The 16,619-nt window shown below is 60.4% G+C and carries 14 protein-coding genes; 8 read left to right on the forward strand and 6 right to left on the reverse strand.

The window, feature by feature from the left end; all coding sequences use genetic code 11:
* Window positions 1-158: 158 nt before the first annotated feature.
* Window positions 159-1,100, forward strand: a complete 942-nt coding sequence (locus BBF94_RS20680) for an AEC family transporter (RefSeq protein ID WP_065260829.1) — start codon at window positions 159-161, stop codon at window positions 1,098-1,100.
* A gap of 25 nt (window positions 1,101-1,125) precedes the next feature.
* Window positions 1,126-2,166 (forward strand): DUF4917 family protein, encoded by a 1,041-nt coding sequence (locus tag BBF94_RS20685; RefSeq protein WP_225875078.1) that lies wholly within the window; start codon window positions 1,126-1,128, stop codon window positions 2,164-2,166.
* Window positions 2,167-2,243: 77 nt separating this feature from the next.
* Here the strand turns inward: BBF94_RS20685 and BBF94_RS20690 are convergent, their stop codons facing one another.
* The 6 genes from BBF94_RS20690 to gatC all read right to left on the reverse strand — a co-directional run bounded on the left by BBF94_RS20690 (window position 2,244) and on the right by gatC (window position 7,496).
* Window positions 2,244-2,612 carry a carboxymuconolactone decarboxylase family protein gene (locus tag BBF94_RS20690; protein ID WP_065260830.1) on the reverse strand — a complete coding sequence of 123 codons (369 nt, stop codon included), beginning with the start codon at window positions 2,610-2,612 and terminating at the stop codon, window positions 2,244-2,246.
* A complete protein-coding gene (locus BBF94_RS20695; RefSeq protein ID WP_065260831.1) occupies window positions 2,609-3,670 on the reverse strand; it encodes a calcium/sodium antiporter in 1,062 nt (353 codons plus the stop codon). The genes BBF94_RS20690 and BBF94_RS20695 overlap by 4 nt, the downstream gene beginning before the upstream one ends.
* A 46-nt stretch (window positions 3,671-3,716) precedes the next feature.
* A complete protein-coding gene (locus BBF94_RS20700; protein ID WP_065260832.1) occupies window positions 3,717-4,091 on the reverse strand; it encodes a septal ring lytic transglycosylase RlpA family protein in 375 nt (124 codons plus the stop codon).
* A gap of 193 nt (window positions 4,092-4,284) precedes the next feature.
* Window positions 4,285-5,730, reverse strand: coding sequence for an Asp-tRNA(Asn)/Glu-tRNA(Gln) amidotransferase subunit GatB (gene gatB, locus BBF94_RS20705; RefSeq protein WP_065260833.1), 1,446 nt, complete (start codon window positions 5,728-5,730; stop codon window positions 4,285-4,287).
* A 10-nt stretch (window positions 5,731-5,740) separates the two neighbouring features.
* Window positions 5,741-7,192, reverse strand: coding sequence for an Asp-tRNA(Asn)/Glu-tRNA(Gln) amidotransferase subunit GatA (gatA, locus tag BBF94_RS20710; protein WP_065260834.1), 1,452 nt, complete (start codon window positions 7,190-7,192; stop codon window positions 5,741-5,743).
* Between the two features lie 16 nt (window positions 7,193-7,208).
* Window positions 7,209-7,496: an Asp-tRNA(Asn)/Glu-tRNA(Gln) amidotransferase subunit GatC gene (gatC, locus tag BBF94_RS20715; RefSeq protein WP_065260835.1), complete on the reverse strand. Its 288-nt coding sequence runs from the start codon at window positions 7,494-7,496 to the stop codon at window positions 7,209-7,211.
* 211 nt (window positions 7,497-7,707) lie between these two features.
* On the opposite strand from gatC, the gene mreB reads away from it, so the two are divergent.
* From mreB to BBF94_RS20745, 6 genes are all read left to right on the forward strand, one after another.
* Entirely contained in the window at window positions 7,708-8,745 is a 1,038-nt protein-coding gene (gene mreB / locus BBF94_RS20720) for a rod shape-determining protein MreB (RefSeq protein WP_002555108.1), read from the forward strand.
* Between the two features lie 141 nt (window positions 8,746-8,886).
* Window positions 8,887-10,017 carry a rod shape-determining protein MreC gene (gene mreC / locus BBF94_RS20725; protein WP_082302449.1) on the forward strand — a complete coding sequence of 377 codons (1,131 nt, stop codon included), beginning with the start codon at window positions 8,887-8,889 and terminating at the stop codon, window positions 10,015-10,017.
* A complete protein-coding gene (gene mreD / locus BBF94_RS20730) occupies window positions 10,017-10,508 on the forward strand; it encodes a rod shape-determining protein MreD (protein WP_065260837.1) in 492 nt (163 codons plus the stop codon). Before mreC ends, mreD begins: the two co-directional genes overlap by 1 nt.
* A 63-nt stretch (window positions 10,509-10,571) precedes the next feature.
* On the forward strand, window positions 10,572-11,168 hold the full coding sequence (locus BBF94_RS20735) for a Maf family protein (RefSeq protein ID WP_065260838.1): 597 nt from the start codon (window positions 10,572-10,574) through the stop codon (window positions 11,166-11,168).
* Between the two features lie 58 nt (window positions 11,169-11,226).
* The gene (gene rng, locus BBF94_RS20740) at window positions 11,227-12,684 is read left to right on the forward strand and encodes a ribonuclease G (protein ID WP_065260839.1); all 1,458 of its coding nucleotides are present in this window, start codon (window positions 11,227-11,229) and stop codon (window positions 12,682-12,684) included.
* Between the two features lie 75 nt (window positions 12,685-12,759).
* A complete protein-coding gene (locus BBF94_RS20745) occupies window positions 12,760-16,563 on the forward strand; it encodes a YhdP family protein (RefSeq protein ID WP_065260840.1) in 3,804 nt (1,267 codons plus the stop codon).
* Window positions 16,564-16,619 lie beyond the last annotated feature (56 nt).

The following is a 16,619-nucleotide window of genomic DNA, read 5'->3' on the forward strand; positions in this document are numbered from 1 at the left end:
GCTCGCTCCCACAGGGATCTCCTTTGCTACACAAATTTTGTAAGCACCGAAGATCAGTGTGGGAGCGAGCTTGCTCGCGATAGCGTTCGACCAGACGCCGGAGAACTTGTGGCTTATCATTGGCCCCCTGACGACGCTCACCTCCAAGGCTCCCCGGCATGCTGGCAATCTTCCTCGAAACCCTGAACATCACCGCGCCGGTGTTTGCCATGCTGTTTCTGGGGGTGTTGCTCAAGCGCATCGAGTGGATCAACGACAATTTCATCCACACGGCCTCGGCGCTGGTGTTCAACGTCAGCATGCCGGCGCTGCTGTTTCTCGGCATCCTCCACGCCGACCTGCACGCGGCGCTGCAACCGGCGTTGCTGGTCTACTTCGCCGTCGCCACCCTGGCCAGTTTTGCTCTGGCCTGGGGCTGGGCAATTCTCCGCTGCCCGCGCGAGGATCGCGGCATCTACACCCAAGGTGCGTTTCGCGGCAACAACGGGGTGATTGGCCTGGCGCTGGCGGCGAGCATGTATGGCGACTACGGGATTTCCCTCGGGGCGATTCTCGCGGCGCTGGTGATCCTGTTCTACAACACCCTGTCGACCATCGTGCTGGCGGTCTACAGCCCGGTGATCAAGTCCGATCCGTGGAGCATCTGCAAAAGTGTGTTCAGCAATCCGCTGATCATCAGCGTGATTGCAGCGGCGCCGTTTGCCTGGTTCAAGGTCGGTCTGCCGGGATGGCTGGAGACGTCCGGCCAGTATCTGGCGCAAACCACACTGCCGCTGGCGCTGATCTGCATTGGCGGCACATTGTCGCTGGCGGCGCTGCGCAAGAGCGGGAGCATGGCGCTCAGCTCCAGCCTGCTGAAGATGATCGGCCTGCCGGTGTTCGCCACGCTGGGCGCATGGCTGTGGGGCTTTCGCGGGGCGGAACTGGGGATTCTGTTTCTGTACTTCGGCAGCCCGACGGCGGCTGCCAGTTTTGTCATGGCCCGGGCGGCCCAGGGCAATCATGAACTGGCGGCGGCGATCATTGTGTTGACCACGTTGATGGCGGCGGTGACCACCAACGTCGGGATCTTCTTCCTGCAGTGGGGCGGGTGGATCTAGCATTCAGTTTGCATCAGCAGAGATCATGTATGATGGCATATGGATATCGCTTGTCGTTTTTATTCAATGGAAGTTACAGGGAGTATGTATTTTGATTACCTATCAGCAAGCTCTTGGAATGGTTGAGCCAGGAGCGAAGAAGTCGATTTTATTGGCAAACGGTTTCTCACAGGCATGGAATGCTAGGATTTTTAACTATAAAAATTTACTCGAAACAGCTGATTTTGGGCCTCGGAGTGATGTCGTTAGAAGGATTTTTGAAAGCTTTAAAACTTATGATTTTGAAAAGATCATGAAGAAGTTGATCGCCACCGAAACGATATTGCGGCTCTATGGAGCAGATCAAAATGTCATTGAGATGGTGGTGAGTGATCAAGAAACAGTTAAGTCGGCACTGATTACCGCGATATCGCAAACCCATCCGAGCTTGCCAAGTGAAGTAACGGATCAACAATACGTCGCCGTTAGAACTTTTCTACAACAGTTTAGCCAGATTTTTACCCTGAATTATGATCTCCTGTTTTACTGGGCCCGAAATAAAATGGCTCTAGATCCGCCTGGGTATGAAACTGATGATGGTTTTCGGGCTTACAGGACTTGGGTCGGACCCACTTCTCAGAATGTACATTTTTTACATGGCGGACTTCATATTTACGATACCCAAGCAGGCATCAAGAAACATGCATGCACGGATGAGGGGGAGTCAATCATTGAGCAGGTGAGGGTCAATATGGAGAATAAACGGTTTCCCACCTTTGTTTCAGAGCCAACTCATGAGCGGAAGAGAGTTCGCATTCAGCATAACCCGTATTTGAACTTTTGCTTTCAGAAACTGGCCAAGCTTGATGGGGCGATGTTTGTGTTTGGTCATTCGATTGACGAGAATGACAAGCATATTTTTGATGAAATAAACAACAGTAGAGTTGGTTCGGTTTTTGTGAGTATTTATGGGGATCCACGGAGTGGCGAAAATTTGTTGGCGCAAGCCCGTGCTAACGCCTATCTATCAGCAAAGGATGTGGTGTTTTTTACGGCAGAAAGTGCTCCTGTCTGGTCTTCTAGATAGCTAGCTGCCGTAAGTTTCAGAGAGTTGGCTTAATTGTTCGAGGCTGTCTGGTATTGGATGGCCTCATCCTTTCGTTCCTAATAACTGTCGATCACTTCCTGGGCTGCCCGAAACGCATCGATCGCTGCCGGCACCCCGGCATACACCGCGCAATGCAGCAGCGCCTCGCGGATCTCCTCGACCGTGCAGCCATTGTTCAACGCGCCGCGCACGTGGCCCTTCAATTCCTGCGGGCACTTCAGCGCGGTCAGCGCGGCGAGGGTGATCAGGCTGCGGGTCTTCAGCGGCAGACCTTCGCGGTTCCACACGCCGCCCCAGGCATGTTCGTTGACGAAATCCTGCAAGGGGCGGGTGAATTCGGTGGCGTTGCCCAGAGCACGGTCGACGAATGCATCGCCCATTACCTGACGGCGGACTTCAACCCCGGATTTCTTCGATTCGGTCATGGCGTATCCCTCTTGTGGTGTTGGCGGCGCCAGGCGCGCACGGACGTGAAAAACAGAAACGTCAGCAGCGTCGGCAGCACATAAAACAGCATCAAACGTTCGAGCTTGCCGGCCAGCGGCATGCCGGTGGTGAACGACACCACATGCAGTGCATACGCCAGGTACAAGCCGAGCAGCAACAAGCCTTCGGCGCGGGTCACACGGTAGCCGGAATAGAACACCGGCAGGCATAGCGCCGCGACGCCGAGCATTACCGGCAGGTCGAAATCCAGCGCGTTGGGCGACACCGAAAGGGGAGTCGGCGCGAGCAGTGCGGTAACGCCGAGTACCCCGAGCAGATTGAACAGGTTCGCGCCGATCACGTTGCCCACGGCAATGTCACGCTGCCCGCGCAGGGCGGCGATCAGCGAGGTGGCCAGTTCCGGCAGCGAAGTGCCGACCGCGACTACCGTGAGGCCGATCACCCGCTCGGAGAAGCCCATGTCCGTAGCCACCGCGACAGCTGCGCCCAGCAACAGGTGTCCGGCGAAGACCAGCACGGCCAGCCCGACGACGATCATCAGCAGACTGGTCACCCAGGGCGCTTGCGCCGCTGGCGGCAGTTCCGAGTGTGGACGGGACGAGTGCCGCGACTGGCGCAACAGCAGACCCAGATACAAACCCAGCGCGGTGAGCAGGAGGATGCCGTCGAAACGGCCGATCTGTTCGTTCCAGGCCAGTACGAACACCAGCAGACTGGCGCCGATCATCAGCGGAATATCCAGGCGCACCAGTTGCCGCGAGACCCGCAATGGAATGATCAGCGCCGACAGACCGAGGGTCACGAGGATGTTGAATATGCTGCTGCCGATCACGCTGCCGACGGCGATGTCGGGGTTGTGCGTCAGGGTGGCCTGCAGGCTGACCGCCATTTGCGGGGCGCTGCTGCCCAGGGCGACGATGGTCAGGCCGATGATCAGCGGCCGCACATGCAGGCGAGCAGCCAGACGCACGGCGGCCCGCACCATCAGTTCGGCACCGAAAATCAGCAGGGCCAGACCGCTGAGCAGTTCGATCACGTTGATCAGCGGTAAATCGCTCAGTCCGAAAATGGTGGGGGCTCCATCAGTCGTCGAGGGCCTGCACGCGAACCCGTGCCGTGCCGCTGCCCAGCATGCCGAGGCGCTCGGCGGCCTCGCGGGAAACATCGATGATGCGCCCGCGTGTGTGCGGCCCGCGGTCGTTGATACGCACTACGCAGGACTTGTCGTTTTTCAGGTTGGTGACCTTCACCCGTGTACCGAACGGCAGCTGGCGGTGGGCGGCGGTCAGGGAATTCTGGTTGAACGCTTCGCCGCTGGCGGTGCGTTTACCGTGGTGTCTGGCTCCGTAATAGGAGGCGACTCCGGTCTGGTCGTAACCGTGCGGGTCGATGACATCGGTGCTGGCGCAACCGGCCAGCAAAGAGAGCAGGGCGCAGGCGCCGAGCAGACGTTTCATTTCAAAGGCTCCCAAGAATAATTGTGGCGAGGGAGCTTGCTCCCGCTCGACCGCGAAGCGGTCGCAATTCGGTCAATGCACTCCTTTCCAAAGAGTGCGGTATCCGATTTGGGTCTGCTTTGCAGACCAGCGGGAGCAAGCTCCCTCGCCACAGGGGATCGGAGCCAGTCAATGAGTTCTGGCTCCATTATGGTCAGCCTTCGAGCTTGCTTTTCAGCAGTTCGTTCACTTGCTGCGGGTTGGCCTTGCCTTTGGAGGCTTTCATGGCCTGACCGACGAAGAAACCGAACATCTTGCCGCGTTTGGCTTCGTCTGCCGCACGGTATTGCTCGACCTGCTCGGCGTTGGCCGCGAGCATTTCATCCAGCACCGCCGAGATGGCGCCGGTGTCGGTGACTTGCTTCAGACCACGCTTCTCGATGATTTCATCGGCGCTGCCTTCACCGTTGGCCATCGCTTCGAACACTACCTTGGCGATTTTGCCGGAGATGGTGTTGTCCTTGATGCGCAACAGGATGCCGCCCAGCTGCTCGGCGGAAACCGGCGAATCCTGGATGTCCAGGCTCTGCTTGTTGAGCAGGCTGCCCAACTCGACCATCACCCAGTTCGCCGCCAGTTTGGCGTCGCCGCCGATACTCGCAACTTTCTCGAAGTAGTCCGCCTGTTCACGGCTGGTCGCCAGCACGTTGGCGTCGTAGGCCGACAGGCCGAAGGCACTCTGGAAGCGCTCGCGCTTCTGTGGCGGCAGTTCCGGCAGGGTGGCACGCACGTCATCCAGGTACGAATCCTCGATGACCACCGGCAGCAGGTCCGGATCGGGGAAGTAACGGTAGTCGTTGGCTTCCTCTTTGCTGCGCATAGGACGGGTTTCGTCCTTGTTCGGATCGTACAGACGGGTCTGCTGGACCACTTTGCCGCCGTCTTCGATGAGGTCGATCTGACGCTGGATCTCGGAGTTGATCGCCTTCTCGATGAAGCGGAACGAGTTGACGTTCTTGATCTCGCAACGGGTGCCGAATTCGGCCTGGCCTTTCGGACGTACCGACACGTTGCAGTCGCAACGCAGCGAACCTTCGGCCATGTTGCCGTCGCAGATGCCCAGGTAACGCACCAGCGCGTGGATCGCCTTGACGTAAGCCACGGCTTCCTTGGCGCTGCGCATGTCAGGCTCGGAAACGATCTCCAGCAGCGGCGTGCCAGCACGGTTCAGGTCGATGCCGGTGGCACCGCTGAATTCTTCGTGCAGGCTCTTGCCGGCGTCTTCTTCCAGGTGCGCGCGAGTGATGCCGACGCGCTTGACCGTGCCGTCTTCCAGGGCGATGTCCAGATGGCCCTTGCCGACGATCGGCAATTCCATCTGGCTGATCTGGTAGCCCTTCGGCAGGTCCGGGTAGAAATAGTTTTTACGGGCGAACACGTTGTGCTGACCGATCTCGGCGTCAATTGCCAGACCGAACATCACCGCCATGCGCACCGCTTCCTGGTTGAGCACCGGCAGCACGCCGGGCATGCCCAGGTCGATCAGGCTGGCCTGAGTGTTCGGCTCGGAGCCGAACTGGGTGGAACTACCGGAAAAGATTTTCGACCGGGTGGTGAGCTGTGTGTGAATCTCCAGCCCGATCACGACTTCCCATTGCATGTGTGTCTCCTCAGAAGCCGGTTGGGGTGCGGGTGTGCCAGTCAGTGTGTAACTGATACTGGTGGGCAACGTTCAACAGGCGACCTTCCTGGAAATACGGCGCGAGCAGCTGTACGCCGACCGGCAGACCGTCGACGAAACCGGCCGGCATCGACAGGCCCGGCAGGCCCGCGAGGTTGGCGGTAATGGTGTAGACGTCTTCCAGGTAGGCAGCGACCGGGTCGCTGTTCTTGGCGCCGAGTTTCCAGGCCGGGTTCGGCGTGGTCGGGCCGAGGATGATGTCGACTTCATTGAAGGCCGCCATGAAATCGTTCTTCACCAGGCGACGGATCTTCTGCGCTTTCAGGTAGTAAGCGTCGTAGTAACCGGCGGACAGCGCGTAGGCACCGACCATGATCCGGCGCTGCACTTCGGCACCGAAGCCCTCGCCACGGGAGCGCTTGTACAGGTCTTCCAGGTTCTTCGGGTCTGCGCAGCGGTGGCCGAAGCGCACGCCGTCGAAACGCGACAGGTTGGAAGAGGCTTCTGCCGGAGCGATCACGTAGTACGCAGGAATGGCGTGCTGCATGTTCGGCAGGCTGATTTCCTTGATCACGGCACCGAGCTTCTGCAACTCCTTGATGCTGTTCTGGATCAGGTCGGCGATACGCGGGTCGAGGCCGGCACCGAAGTATTCCTTCGGCACGCCGATGCGCAGGCCTTGCAGCGAGCCGTTCAGGCCGGCGGCGTAGTCCGGCACCGGTTCATCGATGCTGGTGGAGTCGTTCGGATCGAAGCCGGCCATACCTTGCAACAGAATCGCGCAGTCTTCGGCGGTGCGCGCCAACGGGCCGCCCTGATCGAGGCTGGAGGCGTAAGCGATCATGCCCCAGCGCGATACGCGACCGTAGGTCGGTTTCAGGCCGGTGAGGTTGGTGAACGCGGCCGGCTGGCGGATCGAGCCGCCGGTGTCGGTGGCCGTGGCGGCAGGCAACAGGCGAGCGGCAACAGCGGCAGCCGAACCACCGGACGAGCCACCCGGGACGTGTTCCAGGTTCCACGGGTTTTTCACCGCGCCGTACCAGCTCGACTCGTTGGCCGAACCCATGGCGAATTCGTCCATGTTGGTCTTGCCCAAGGTCACGGCGCCGGCAGCGGCCAGCTTCGAAACCACGGTGGCGTCGTACGGCGCCTTGAAGTTGTCGAGCATCTTCGAGCCGCAACTGGTGCGGATGCCCTGGGTGCAGAACAGGTCCTTGTGGGCGATCGGCGCACCGAGCAGGGCGCCGCTCTCACCGTTGGCCCGGCGCGCGTCGGCGGCTTTCGCCTGCTCGAGGGCCAGCGCTTCGGTAAGGCTGATGAAACTGTTGAGCTGCGGATCGAGCTGGGAAATGCGCGCCAGCAGGACTTTGGTCAGCTCTTCGGAGGAAAACTTTTTATCGGCAAGACCGCGGGCGATCTCGGCCAGAGTCATTTGATGCATTGCGGGCTCTTTCCCTTTAGTCGATGACTTTCGGAACCAGATACAGGCCGTTTTCGACCGCTGGCGCGATGGACTGATAAGCCTCGCGGTTATTGCTTTCGGTCACGACGTCGGCGCGCAGGCGCTGACTGGCTTCCAGCGGGTGGGCCAGTGGCTCGATACCGTCGGTATCGACCGCCTGCATTTCGTCGACCAGCCCGAGAATGCTGTTGAGGGCCGAAGTGATTTGTGGAAGATCGGCGTCATTGAGGCCAAGGCTGGCCAGATGAGCGATTTTTTCCACGTCGGAGCGTTCTAGCGCCATCGGGATTCTCCAGTGGAAAACAGGACGGACGGCGTCCGTGCGTTGATTTGTCGGAACACTACCGCACTTCTACGGTCATAAGGCCGCGATTGTGGGGCTTGGTGCACAGAAAAGCGGCCAATTTAACATATTGGCGCCTTGCCCAAAATCCCTGTCGTTGTTAGAGTTTGCCGCACTTTTTTACCCACGCGTTGCCTAGGGTCCCTTTCCCATGTTCAAGAAACTGCGTGGCATGTTTTCCAGCGATCTTTCCATTGACCTGGGCACTGCCAACACCCTTATTTACGTGCGCGAGCGCGGCATCGTCCTGAATGAGCCATCGGTTGTGGCCATTCGGACACACGGTAACCAGAAAAGTGTCGTCGCTGTCGGCACCGAGGCCAAGCGCATGCTCGGCCGTACGCCGGGCAACATTGCTGCCATTCGTCCGATGAAGGACGGCGTGATCGCCGACTTCAGCGTCTGCGAAAAGATGCTGCAATACTTTATCAACAAGGTTCACGAAAACAGTTTCCTGCAGCCCAGCCCTCGTGTGCTGATCTGCGTTCCATGCAAGTCCACCCAGGTCGAGCGTCGGGCCATCCGTGAATCGGCCCTGGGCGCCGGTGCCCGTGAAGTGTTCCTGATCGAAGAGCCGATGGCGGCTGCGATCGGTGCAGGCCTGCCGGTTGAAGAAGCACGCGGTTCGATGGTCGTGGATATCGGTGGCGGTACCACCGAAATCGCGCTGATCTCCCTGAACGGTGTGGTCTATGCCGAATCCGTACGCGTTGGCGGCGACCGCTTTGACGAAGCGATCATCACCTATGTGCGCCGCAACTACGGCAGCCTGATCGGCGAATCCACCGCCGAGCGCATCAAGCAGGAAATCGGTACGGCCTACCCGGGCGGCGAAGTTCGCGAAGTCGACGTTCGCGGCCGCAACCTGGCCGAAGGCGTTCCACGCGCATTCACCCTGAACTCCAACGAAGTGCTGGAGGCTCTGCAAGAGTCGCTGGCGACCATCGTTCAGGCCGTGAAAAGCGCCCTGGAGCAATCGCCGCCGGAACTGGCTTCCGACATCGCCGAGCGTGGGCTGGTGCTGACCGGTGGTGGCGCGCTGTTGCGTGACCTCGACAAGCTGCTGGCCCAGGAAACCGGTCTGCCGGTCATCGTTGCCGAAGATCCGCTGACCTGCGTGGCTCGCGGCGGTGGCCGTGCACTGGAAATGATGGACAAGCACACCATGGACCTGCTCTCCAGCGAATAAGTCGCCGGGTGCAATACGTGGGTGAGCGCACAGGCAGCACTTTGCAGTGCTGCCTGTTGGCGTTTATCTTCTGTCAGTCTTCATCCAGGCCGGTTTGATGCCGTATGAATAAACAGAACATTTGCCTGGGAGGAGCGGCTTATTAAACCGCTTTTCGCCAAGGGCCCCTCACTGGGCGTTCGCCTGCTGGTGCTGGCCGTGCTGTCGGTCGCGCTGATGGTGGTCGATGCCCGTTTCAGCCTGCTCAAGCCTGCCCGCAGCCAGATGTCGCTGGTGCTGATGGACGCTTACTGGATCACCGATCTGCCCGGCAGATTGTGGGAAGGTGTCGCCAGTCAGTTCGGCAGCCGTACCGAGCTGGTCGCCGAAAACGAAAAACTCAAGACCGAGAACCTGCTGTTGCAGGGCCGCATGCAGAAGCTGGCCGCCCTTACCGAGCAGAACGTCCGTCTGCGCGAGTTGCTCAATTCCTCTGCGCTGGTCAACGAGAAGGTCGAAGTGGCCGAGCTGATCGGCATGGACCCCAACCCCTTCACTCATCGCATCATCATCAACAAGGGTGAGCGTGACGGTGTGGTCCTCGGCCAACCGGTGCTCGACGCACGCGGACTGATGGGGCAGGTGGTCGAACTGATGCCGTACACCTCCCGCGTATTGCTGCTGACCGACTCGACCCACAGTATTCCTGTGCAGGTGAACCGTAACGGTCTGCGGGCGATTGCCAGCGGCACCGGTAACCCTGAACGTCTGGAGCTGCGGCATGTGGCCGACACCGCCGACGTCAAGGAAGGCGATCTGCTGGTCAGCTCCGGTCTGGGCCAGCGTTTCCCGGCCGGTTACCCGGTGGCGACGGTCAAGGAAGTGATCCACGATTCCGGCCAGCCATTCGCCATTGTCCGCGCCGTGCCAACGGCTGCATTGAACCGCAGCCGCTACCTGCTTCTGGTGTTCAGCGACAACCGGACGGCTGAGGAGCGTGCCAACGATGCGGCGCAGGCTCAGGAAAATCTGGATGCGTTCGGTGGCGGTCCGGTCATTCCGGCAACCGTACCGAAAACGGTGAACACACCGGCTCAGGCCCCCGCTGCGGCGAGCACGCCTGCCGCTGCACCTGCTGCAACGCCGGCCAGACCTGCTGCAAGCAAACCAGCGGCGAAACCGACTGCAGCGACGCCGGCGGCCAGCAAGCCACCAGCCGCTCAGCCAGCCAGTGCCCGGCCGACCGCCAAACCGCCTGCCACCGCGCCGGCCACCACCGGGGGACGAGAATAATGGTCGGTGTCAAAGCTTCCCGAAACGGCTGGATCGTCTGGCTGACCTTTCTGATCGGCATGCTGCTCAGCGTGTCGCCTTTGCCGCAGTTCATGGAAATCCTCCGCCCGCTGTGGCTGGCATTGCTCCTGGCATTCTGGGCGCTGTACATGCCGCAGATGATTGGCATGGTGACCGCTTTCTGCCTGGGGCTGGCCGAGGATGTGCTGTATGGCACGTTGCTGGGGCAGAACGCCTTGATCCTGACCCTGATCACGTTCCTGGTGCTGTCGTTGCAGCAGCGCCTGCGGATGTTCCCGATGTGGCAGCAGAGCCTGGTGATCCTGGTAATCTTCGGTCTCGCTCAACTCGTACAACTCTGGCTCAGCGCCTTGACCGGAAATCGTCAGCCAACCCTGGCGCTGGTCCTGCCGGCGCTGGTCAGTGCCTTGCTCTGGCCCTGGGTCAGCTTCGCTCTGCGCGGCCTGCGCCGACGTTACAAAATCAACTGATTCGGTCAGGCATGGGCCCCCACCGGTGCCATGAGGCAGGGCACTCAACAGGGAGATGTTTGGATGAAGCCGCTTTACCTCGCCTCGGGATCGCCGCGTCGGCGTGAATTGCTCACGCAGATCGGCGTTCCGTTTACCGCCATCAGTGCGGATATCGATGAAACCCCTTTTGCCCATGAATCCCCGTCGGCCTATGTCGAGCGCCTGGCGCGCGGCAAGGCTGACGCCGGGCGGCGCTCTGTCGTCAGCGGCAAACCGTTTTGCGTGTTGGGTGCCGATACCGCTGTGGTGCTGGACGGCAAAATTCTCGGCAAACCGGTGGACGAAGCCGACGCATGCGCCATGCTGATGATGTTGTCCGACAAGGAGCACGAAGTGCTCACCGCCATCGCCGTACTGGAGGGTGAACGCTGCGAGTCGCAAGTGGTGCGCAGTCTGGTACGGTTCCGGGCAATCAGTCGGGAAGAAGCCGCTGCCTACTGGGCCAGCGGCGAACCGAAGGACAAGGCTGGCGGTTACGGCATTCAGGGGCTTGGCGCGGTGTTCGTCGCCGGATTGAACGGCAGCTATTCGGCGGTGGTCGGTTTACCGGTGTGCGAAAGCGCAGAACTGCTTGGCCGTTTCGGCATACCCTGTTGGCAAAGCCTGAGTGCGCAGTAACCGTCGAACAGATCGAGACGCGGTCATCATTGTGAACATGCCTGAACGAGACCCTGCCATGAGTGAAGAGATTCTGATCAACATCACGCCGATGGAATCGCGCGTGGCGGTGGTCGAAAACGGTGTGCTGCAAGAAGTGCATGTCGAGCGCACGCAGAAACGCGGGATCGTCGGCAACATCTATAAAGGCAAGGTCGTGCGGGTACTGCCGGGCATGCAGGCGGCCTTCGTCGACATCGGCCTGGACCGCGCGGCGTTCATTCACGCCTCGGAAATTTCCCTGCGCGAGGGCCCGGCGGTGGAAAGCATCAGCGCGCTGGTGCACGAAGGTCAGAGTCTGGTGGTGCAGGTCACCAAGGATCCAATCGGTTCCAAAGGGGCGCGTCTCACCACTCAGCTGTCGATCCCGTCGCGCTATCTGGTCTATATGCCGCGCACCGCCCATGTCGGCATTTCCCTGAAGATCGAAGACGAAGCCGAGCGCGAGCGTCTGAAGCAGGTGGTCAGCGATTGTGTGGCCAAGGAAGGCATCAAGGAGGCCGGCGGCTTTATCCTGCGCACCGCCGCCGAAGGGGCCGGGGCCGACGAGATCCTCATGGACATCCGCTACCTGCGACGCCTGTGGGATCAGATCAACGAGCAGATCAAGACCATCGGCGCGCCAAGTGTGATCTACGAAGACCTCGGTCTGGCCTTGCGCACCCTGCGGGATCTGGTCAGTCCGAAAATCGAGAAAATCCGCATCGACTCCCGGGAAACCTTCCAGAAAACCACGCAGTTCGTCGCCGAACTGATGCCGGAAATCGCCGATCGTCTGGAACACTATCCGGGCGAACGGCCGATCTTCGACCTGTACGGTGTCGAAGACGAAATCCAGAAAGCCCTCGAGCGCAAGGTGCCGCTGAAGTCCGGCGGTTATCTGGTGGTGGATCCGGCCGAAGCCATGACCACCATCGACGTGAACACCGGCGCGTTCGTCGGGCACCGCAACCTCGAAGAAACCATCTTCAAGACCAATCTTGAAGCCGCCACGGCGATTGCCCGGCAGATGCGCCTGCGCAATCTGGGCGGGATCATCATCATCGACTTCATCGACATGGAAGATGAAGAGCACCAGCGCCAGGTTCTGCGAACCCTGGAAAAACAGCTGGAGCGCGATCATGCCAAGACCAACATTATCGGCATCACCGAACTCGGTCTGGTGCAGATGACCCGCAAGCGTACACGTGAAAGCCTGGAGCAGGTGCTGTGCGAACCTTGCAGCAGCTGTCAGGGGCGGGGCAAGCTGAAAACCCCGGAAACCATCTGTTACGAGATCTTCCGCGAGATTCTGCGTGAGGCCCGGGCCTATCAGGCCGAGGGTTATCGTGTATTGGCGAACCAGAAAGTCGTCGACCGGTTGCTCGATGAAGAATCCGGCAACGTAGCCGAGCTTGAAGGGTTCATTGGCCGCACCATACGCTTCCAGGTGGAAACCATGTATTCCCAGGAACAATATGACGTGGTGCTGCTCTGATCCCCTGCGTCACTTTTTTCCTGAAACGGCTGGCCTCAGCTTTTTGCAGTATTTTTGCCATGGGAGCCAACTGACATGGAACGTCTGACACGCATTTTTGCCGCGCTTACCCGTTGGGGGTTGGGCCTGTGTGCACTGGTTCTGGTGTTGATGGCGTTGTACGTCAGCCTCGGCCGGGAGCTTGCACCACTGGTGGCCGAGTACCGCGCCGACATCGAAGACAAGGCCGGTGCCGCGCTGGGCATGCCGTTGCAGATAGGCGAGCTGGAAGGCGACTGGAGCGGTTTTGCGCCGATCCTGCTGGCTCACGACGTCATGGTCGGCGACGGCGCCAATGCCTTGCGTCTGGACCGTGTACGTGCGGTGCCGGATGTGTGGGCCAGTCTGCTGGCTCGCGAAGTGCGCATTGCTCATCTTGAGCTCAATGGCCTGAAGATCAGCCTCAAGGAAGGCGAGGACGGCAAGTGGGCGCTGGAAGGTTTGCCGGTGCAGCAGGACCAGCCCCTGGATCCGGAGCAACTGTTCAACCGCATGCAAATGGTTCAGCAACTGTCGGTGCTCGACAGTCAGGTGACCTTGCAACCGCTGGACCATGCGCCTCTGACCCTCGCTTATGTCGGGATCAATCTCAAGACAGGCACCAATCGCCAGCGCCTCGACGCGCGTCTGAACCTGCCCGACGGGCAACCCGTGGCGCTGAGTCTGCGTACGAGGATTCGCCCCGCTCAGTTGCCGGACAGTACGGTCGAGGGCTACATCAGTCTGCCGCAAAGCGATTGGGCGAAATGGCTGCCCGAGCGTCTCACTCGGCAATGGAATTTTTCCGAGATCAAGGCGGGTGGCGAGCTGTGGGTCAACTGGAGCGAGGGTGCCCTGCAAAGCGCCGCCGTTCGTCTGAACGCCCCGCAACTGATTGGCGCGTACGACGAGCGCAAGCCGATCCAGATCAACAACCTGGCGCTCAACGGCTACTTTCAGCGGACCGGTGAAGGCGCTACCGTCACCCTGGATTCACTGGCGATGAACTTTGGCGAGACTCGTTGGGAGTCCCGCGTGCAGATAAAGCAGACGGCCGCCACCGACAAGGTCGACGAACTCTGGCACCTGCAGGCTGATCGCCTCGATCTGACGCCGATCACGCCATTGCTCAACGCACTGGGGCCACTGCCGCAAGGTTTTGCCACTGTGGTCGAGCGCTTGAAAGTGACCGGTGGCTTGCGCAACGTACTGCTGGATCTGCGACCGAACGCCACCGACGACAGCAAGTTCAGTTTCGCTGCGAACCTCGACCGGGTCGGCTTCGACGCCTATCACGGAGCCCCGGCGGCGCGCAATGTCAGCGGCAGTCTGAGCGGCAACCTTGGCGGCGGCGAATTGCGCATGGACAGCAAGGACTTCGTCCTGCATCTCGATCCGATCTTCGCCAAGCCATGGCAATACATTCAGGCCAATGCCCGGTTGACCTGGAAACTCGACAAGGAAGGTTTCACCCTGATCGCTCCGTACCTGAAGGTGCTTGGCGAAGAGGGCAAGATTGCCGGCGACTTTCTGATCCGCCTGCATTTCGATCACAACCAGGAAGACTACATGGACCTGCGGGTCGGTCTGGTGGATGGTGACGGTCGCTACACCACCAAGTACCTGCCCGAAGTCCTGAGCCCGGCCCTCGACGAATGGCTGCGCACGGCGATTCTCAAAGGCGCGGTGGATCAGGGTTTCTTCCAGTATCAGGGTTCGCTGAACAAGAATGCCGGTGAAGCGGATCGCAGCATCAGCCTGTTTTTCAAGGTGCACGACGCGGAGCTGGCATTCCAGCCAGGCTGGCCGCATGTGAGCAAGGTCAGCGGTGATGTGTTTATCGAGGACAGCGGCGTGCGGATTGTCGCCAGCGAGGGCCAGTTGCTCGACACCCGGGTCAACGATGTCTTCGTCAACATTCCTCATGTGCCGAGCGGTGAGCACAGCCACATGTACCTCGATGGCGAGTTCGCCGGCGGTCTGGGCGACGGTTTGAAGATTCTCCAGGAAGCGCCGATCGGCACCGCCGAGACCTTCGCCGGCTGGGAAGGCGAGGGCGATCTGCAAGGCAGACTCAAGCTGGACGTGCCGCTGGCCAAGGGTGATCAGCCGAAAATCCTGGTGGATTTCAAAACCGCCAACGCGCGCCTGAAACTGGCCGAGCCGAAGCTGGAACTGAGCCAGCTCAAGGGCGATTTCCGTTTCGACAGCGCCAAGGGCCTGAGCGGGCAGAACATCAGTGCCCGGGCCTTCGACAAGCCGGTCACCGCACAGATTTTCGCCGATGGAGGCCCCGGCAAGCTCAAGACCCGGGTGACGGCTTCGGGACAGGTCGAAGTCAAGAAACTCACGGACTGGCTGGGCGTGACGCAGCCGTTGCCGGTGTCCGGGACGATTCCTTACCAGTTACAGGTGAATCTGGACGGTGCCGACAGTCAATTGATGGTCAGCTCCAATCTGAAAGGGGTGGCGGTGGACCTGCCCGCGCCTTTCGGCCTGTCGGCCAGCACGGGGCGTGACACCGTGTTCCGCATGACCCTGCAAGGCCAGGAACGGCGCTACTGGGTCAATTACGACCAACTGGCCAACTTCACCTTTGCGGCGCCACCGAACAGTTTCGCCGAAGGTCGTGGCGAGCTGTTTCTCGGCGTTGGCGAGGCGGTGCTGCCTGGCAATAAAGGTCTGCGGGTGCGCGGCGTGTTGTCCGAGCTGGACGTCAAGCCCTGGCAGGATCTGGTGGACAAATACGCCGGGCAGGATCCTGGCGGCAGCGCCAGGCAATTGCTCAGCGGTGCGGACTTCAAGGTCGGCAAGCTCACAGCCTTTGGCACCACGCTGGATCAGGCCGCCGTGCAATTGAACCGTAAACCCGATGCCTGGGCCCTGGCGTTAGACAGTCAGCAGGCCAAAGGCACGGCCAGCCTGCCGGATGCCATGGGCGTGCCGATTGCGGTGAACCTGCAATACGTGCGCCTGCCGGCGCCCGATCCGACGGTGCAGGCCGACGAAAACTCGCCGGATCCGCTGGCCTCGGTCGATCCGAGCAAAATCCCGGCGCTGGATATCACTATCAATCAGCTGTTCCAGGGACAGGACCTGGTTGGCGGCTGGTCGCTGAAAGTTCGACCGACCGCCAAGGGCATTGCCCTGAACAACCTCGATCTGGGCCTCAAAGGCATCCTGTTGCAGGGTAGCGGCGGCTGGGAAGGCGCCCCGGGTGCCACGACCAGCTGGTACAAGGGCCGGATCGGCGGCAAGAATCTCGCCGATGTGCTCAAGGGCTGGGGCTTTGCGCCGAGCGTGACCAGCGAAGAGTTCCACATGGATGTCGATGGTCGCTGGCCGGGCTCGCCGGCATGGTTGGCCACCAAGCGTTTCTCGGGCTCGCTGGATGCATCGCTCACCAAGGGACAGTTCGTCGAAGTCGAAGGCGGCGCCCAGGCGCTGCGGGTGTTCGGTCTGCTGAATTTCAACTCCATCGGCCGCCGGTTGCGTCTGGACTTTTCCGACCTGTTCGGCAAAGGCTTGAGTTACGACCGGGTCAAGGGGTTGCTGGTGGCGAACAATGGCGTGTACGTCACGCAGGAACCGATCAGGTTGACCGGACCGTCGAGCAATCTGGAGCTCAACGGCACGCTGGATCTGGTGGGCGATCAGGTTGATGCCAAATTGCTGGTGACCTTGCCGGTCACCAACAACCTGCCCATCGCCGCGTTGATCGTGGGAGCACCGGCGGTCGGGGGTGCGCTGTTCCTGATCGACAAACTGATCGGTGACCGCGTGGCGCGCTTCGCCAGCGTCAAATACACCGTCAAAGGTCCGTGGAAAGAACCGAAAATCACCTTCGACAAACCGTTTTGATCAGCCACGCCGCAAACCGATGGAGTAGCATGGCCGTCTACCTCTTGCGGAGTTCG

The organism is Pseudomonas bananamidigenes, assembly GCF_001679645.1.
Classification (GTDB): domain Bacteria; phylum Pseudomonadota; class Gammaproteobacteria; order Pseudomonadales; family Pseudomonadaceae; genus Aquipseudomonas; species Aquipseudomonas bananamidigenes.

What these genes read in the sequence shown, in the direction of transcription:
- BBF94_RS20680 (WP_065260829.1), top strand. Translation starts at nt 159, where the DNA reads ATGCTGGCAATCTTCCTCGAAACCCTGAACATCACCGCGCCGGTGTTT.
- BBF94_RS20685 (WP_225875078.1), top strand. Translation starts at nt 1,126, where the DNA reads ATGTATGATGGCATATGGATATCGCTTGTCGTTTTTATTCAATGGAAG.
- BBF94_RS20690 (WP_065260830.1), bottom strand. Translation starts at nt 2,612, where the DNA reads ATGACCGAATCGAAGAAATCCGGGGTTGAAGTCCGCCGTCAGGTAATG.
- BBF94_RS20700 (WP_065260832.1), bottom strand. Translation starts at nt 4,091, where the DNA reads ATGAAACGTCTGCTCGGCGCCTGCGCCCTGCTCTCTTTGCTGGCCGGT.
- gatB (WP_065260833.1), bottom strand. Translation starts at nt 5,730, where the DNA reads ATGCAATGGGAAGTCGTGATCGGGCTGGAGATTCACACACAGCTCACC.
- gatA (WP_065260834.1), bottom strand. Translation starts at nt 7,192, where the DNA reads ATGCATCAAATGACTCTGGCCGAGATCGCCCGCGGTCTTGCCGATAAA.
- gatC (WP_065260835.1), bottom strand. Translation starts at nt 7,496, where the DNA reads ATGGCGCTAGAACGCTCCGACGTGGAAAAAATCGCTCATCTGGCCAGC.
- mreB (WP_002555108.1), top strand. Translation starts at nt 7,708, where the DNA reads ATGTTCAAGAAACTGCGTGGCATGTTTTCCAGCGATCTTTCCATTGAC.
- mreD (WP_065260837.1), top strand. Translation starts at nt 10,017, where the DNA reads ATGGTCGGTGTCAAAGCTTCCCGAAACGGCTGGATCGTCTGGCTGACC.
- BBF94_RS20735 (WP_065260838.1), top strand. Translation starts at nt 10,572, where the DNA reads ATGAAGCCGCTTTACCTCGCCTCGGGATCGCCGCGTCGGCGTGAATTG.
- rng (WP_065260839.1), top strand. Translation starts at nt 11,227, where the DNA reads ATGAGTGAAGAGATTCTGATCAACATCACGCCGATGGAATCGCGCGTG.
- BBF94_RS20745 (WP_065260840.1), top strand. Translation starts at nt 12,760, where the DNA reads ATGGAACGTCTGACACGCATTTTTGCCGCGCTTACCCGTTGGGGGTTG.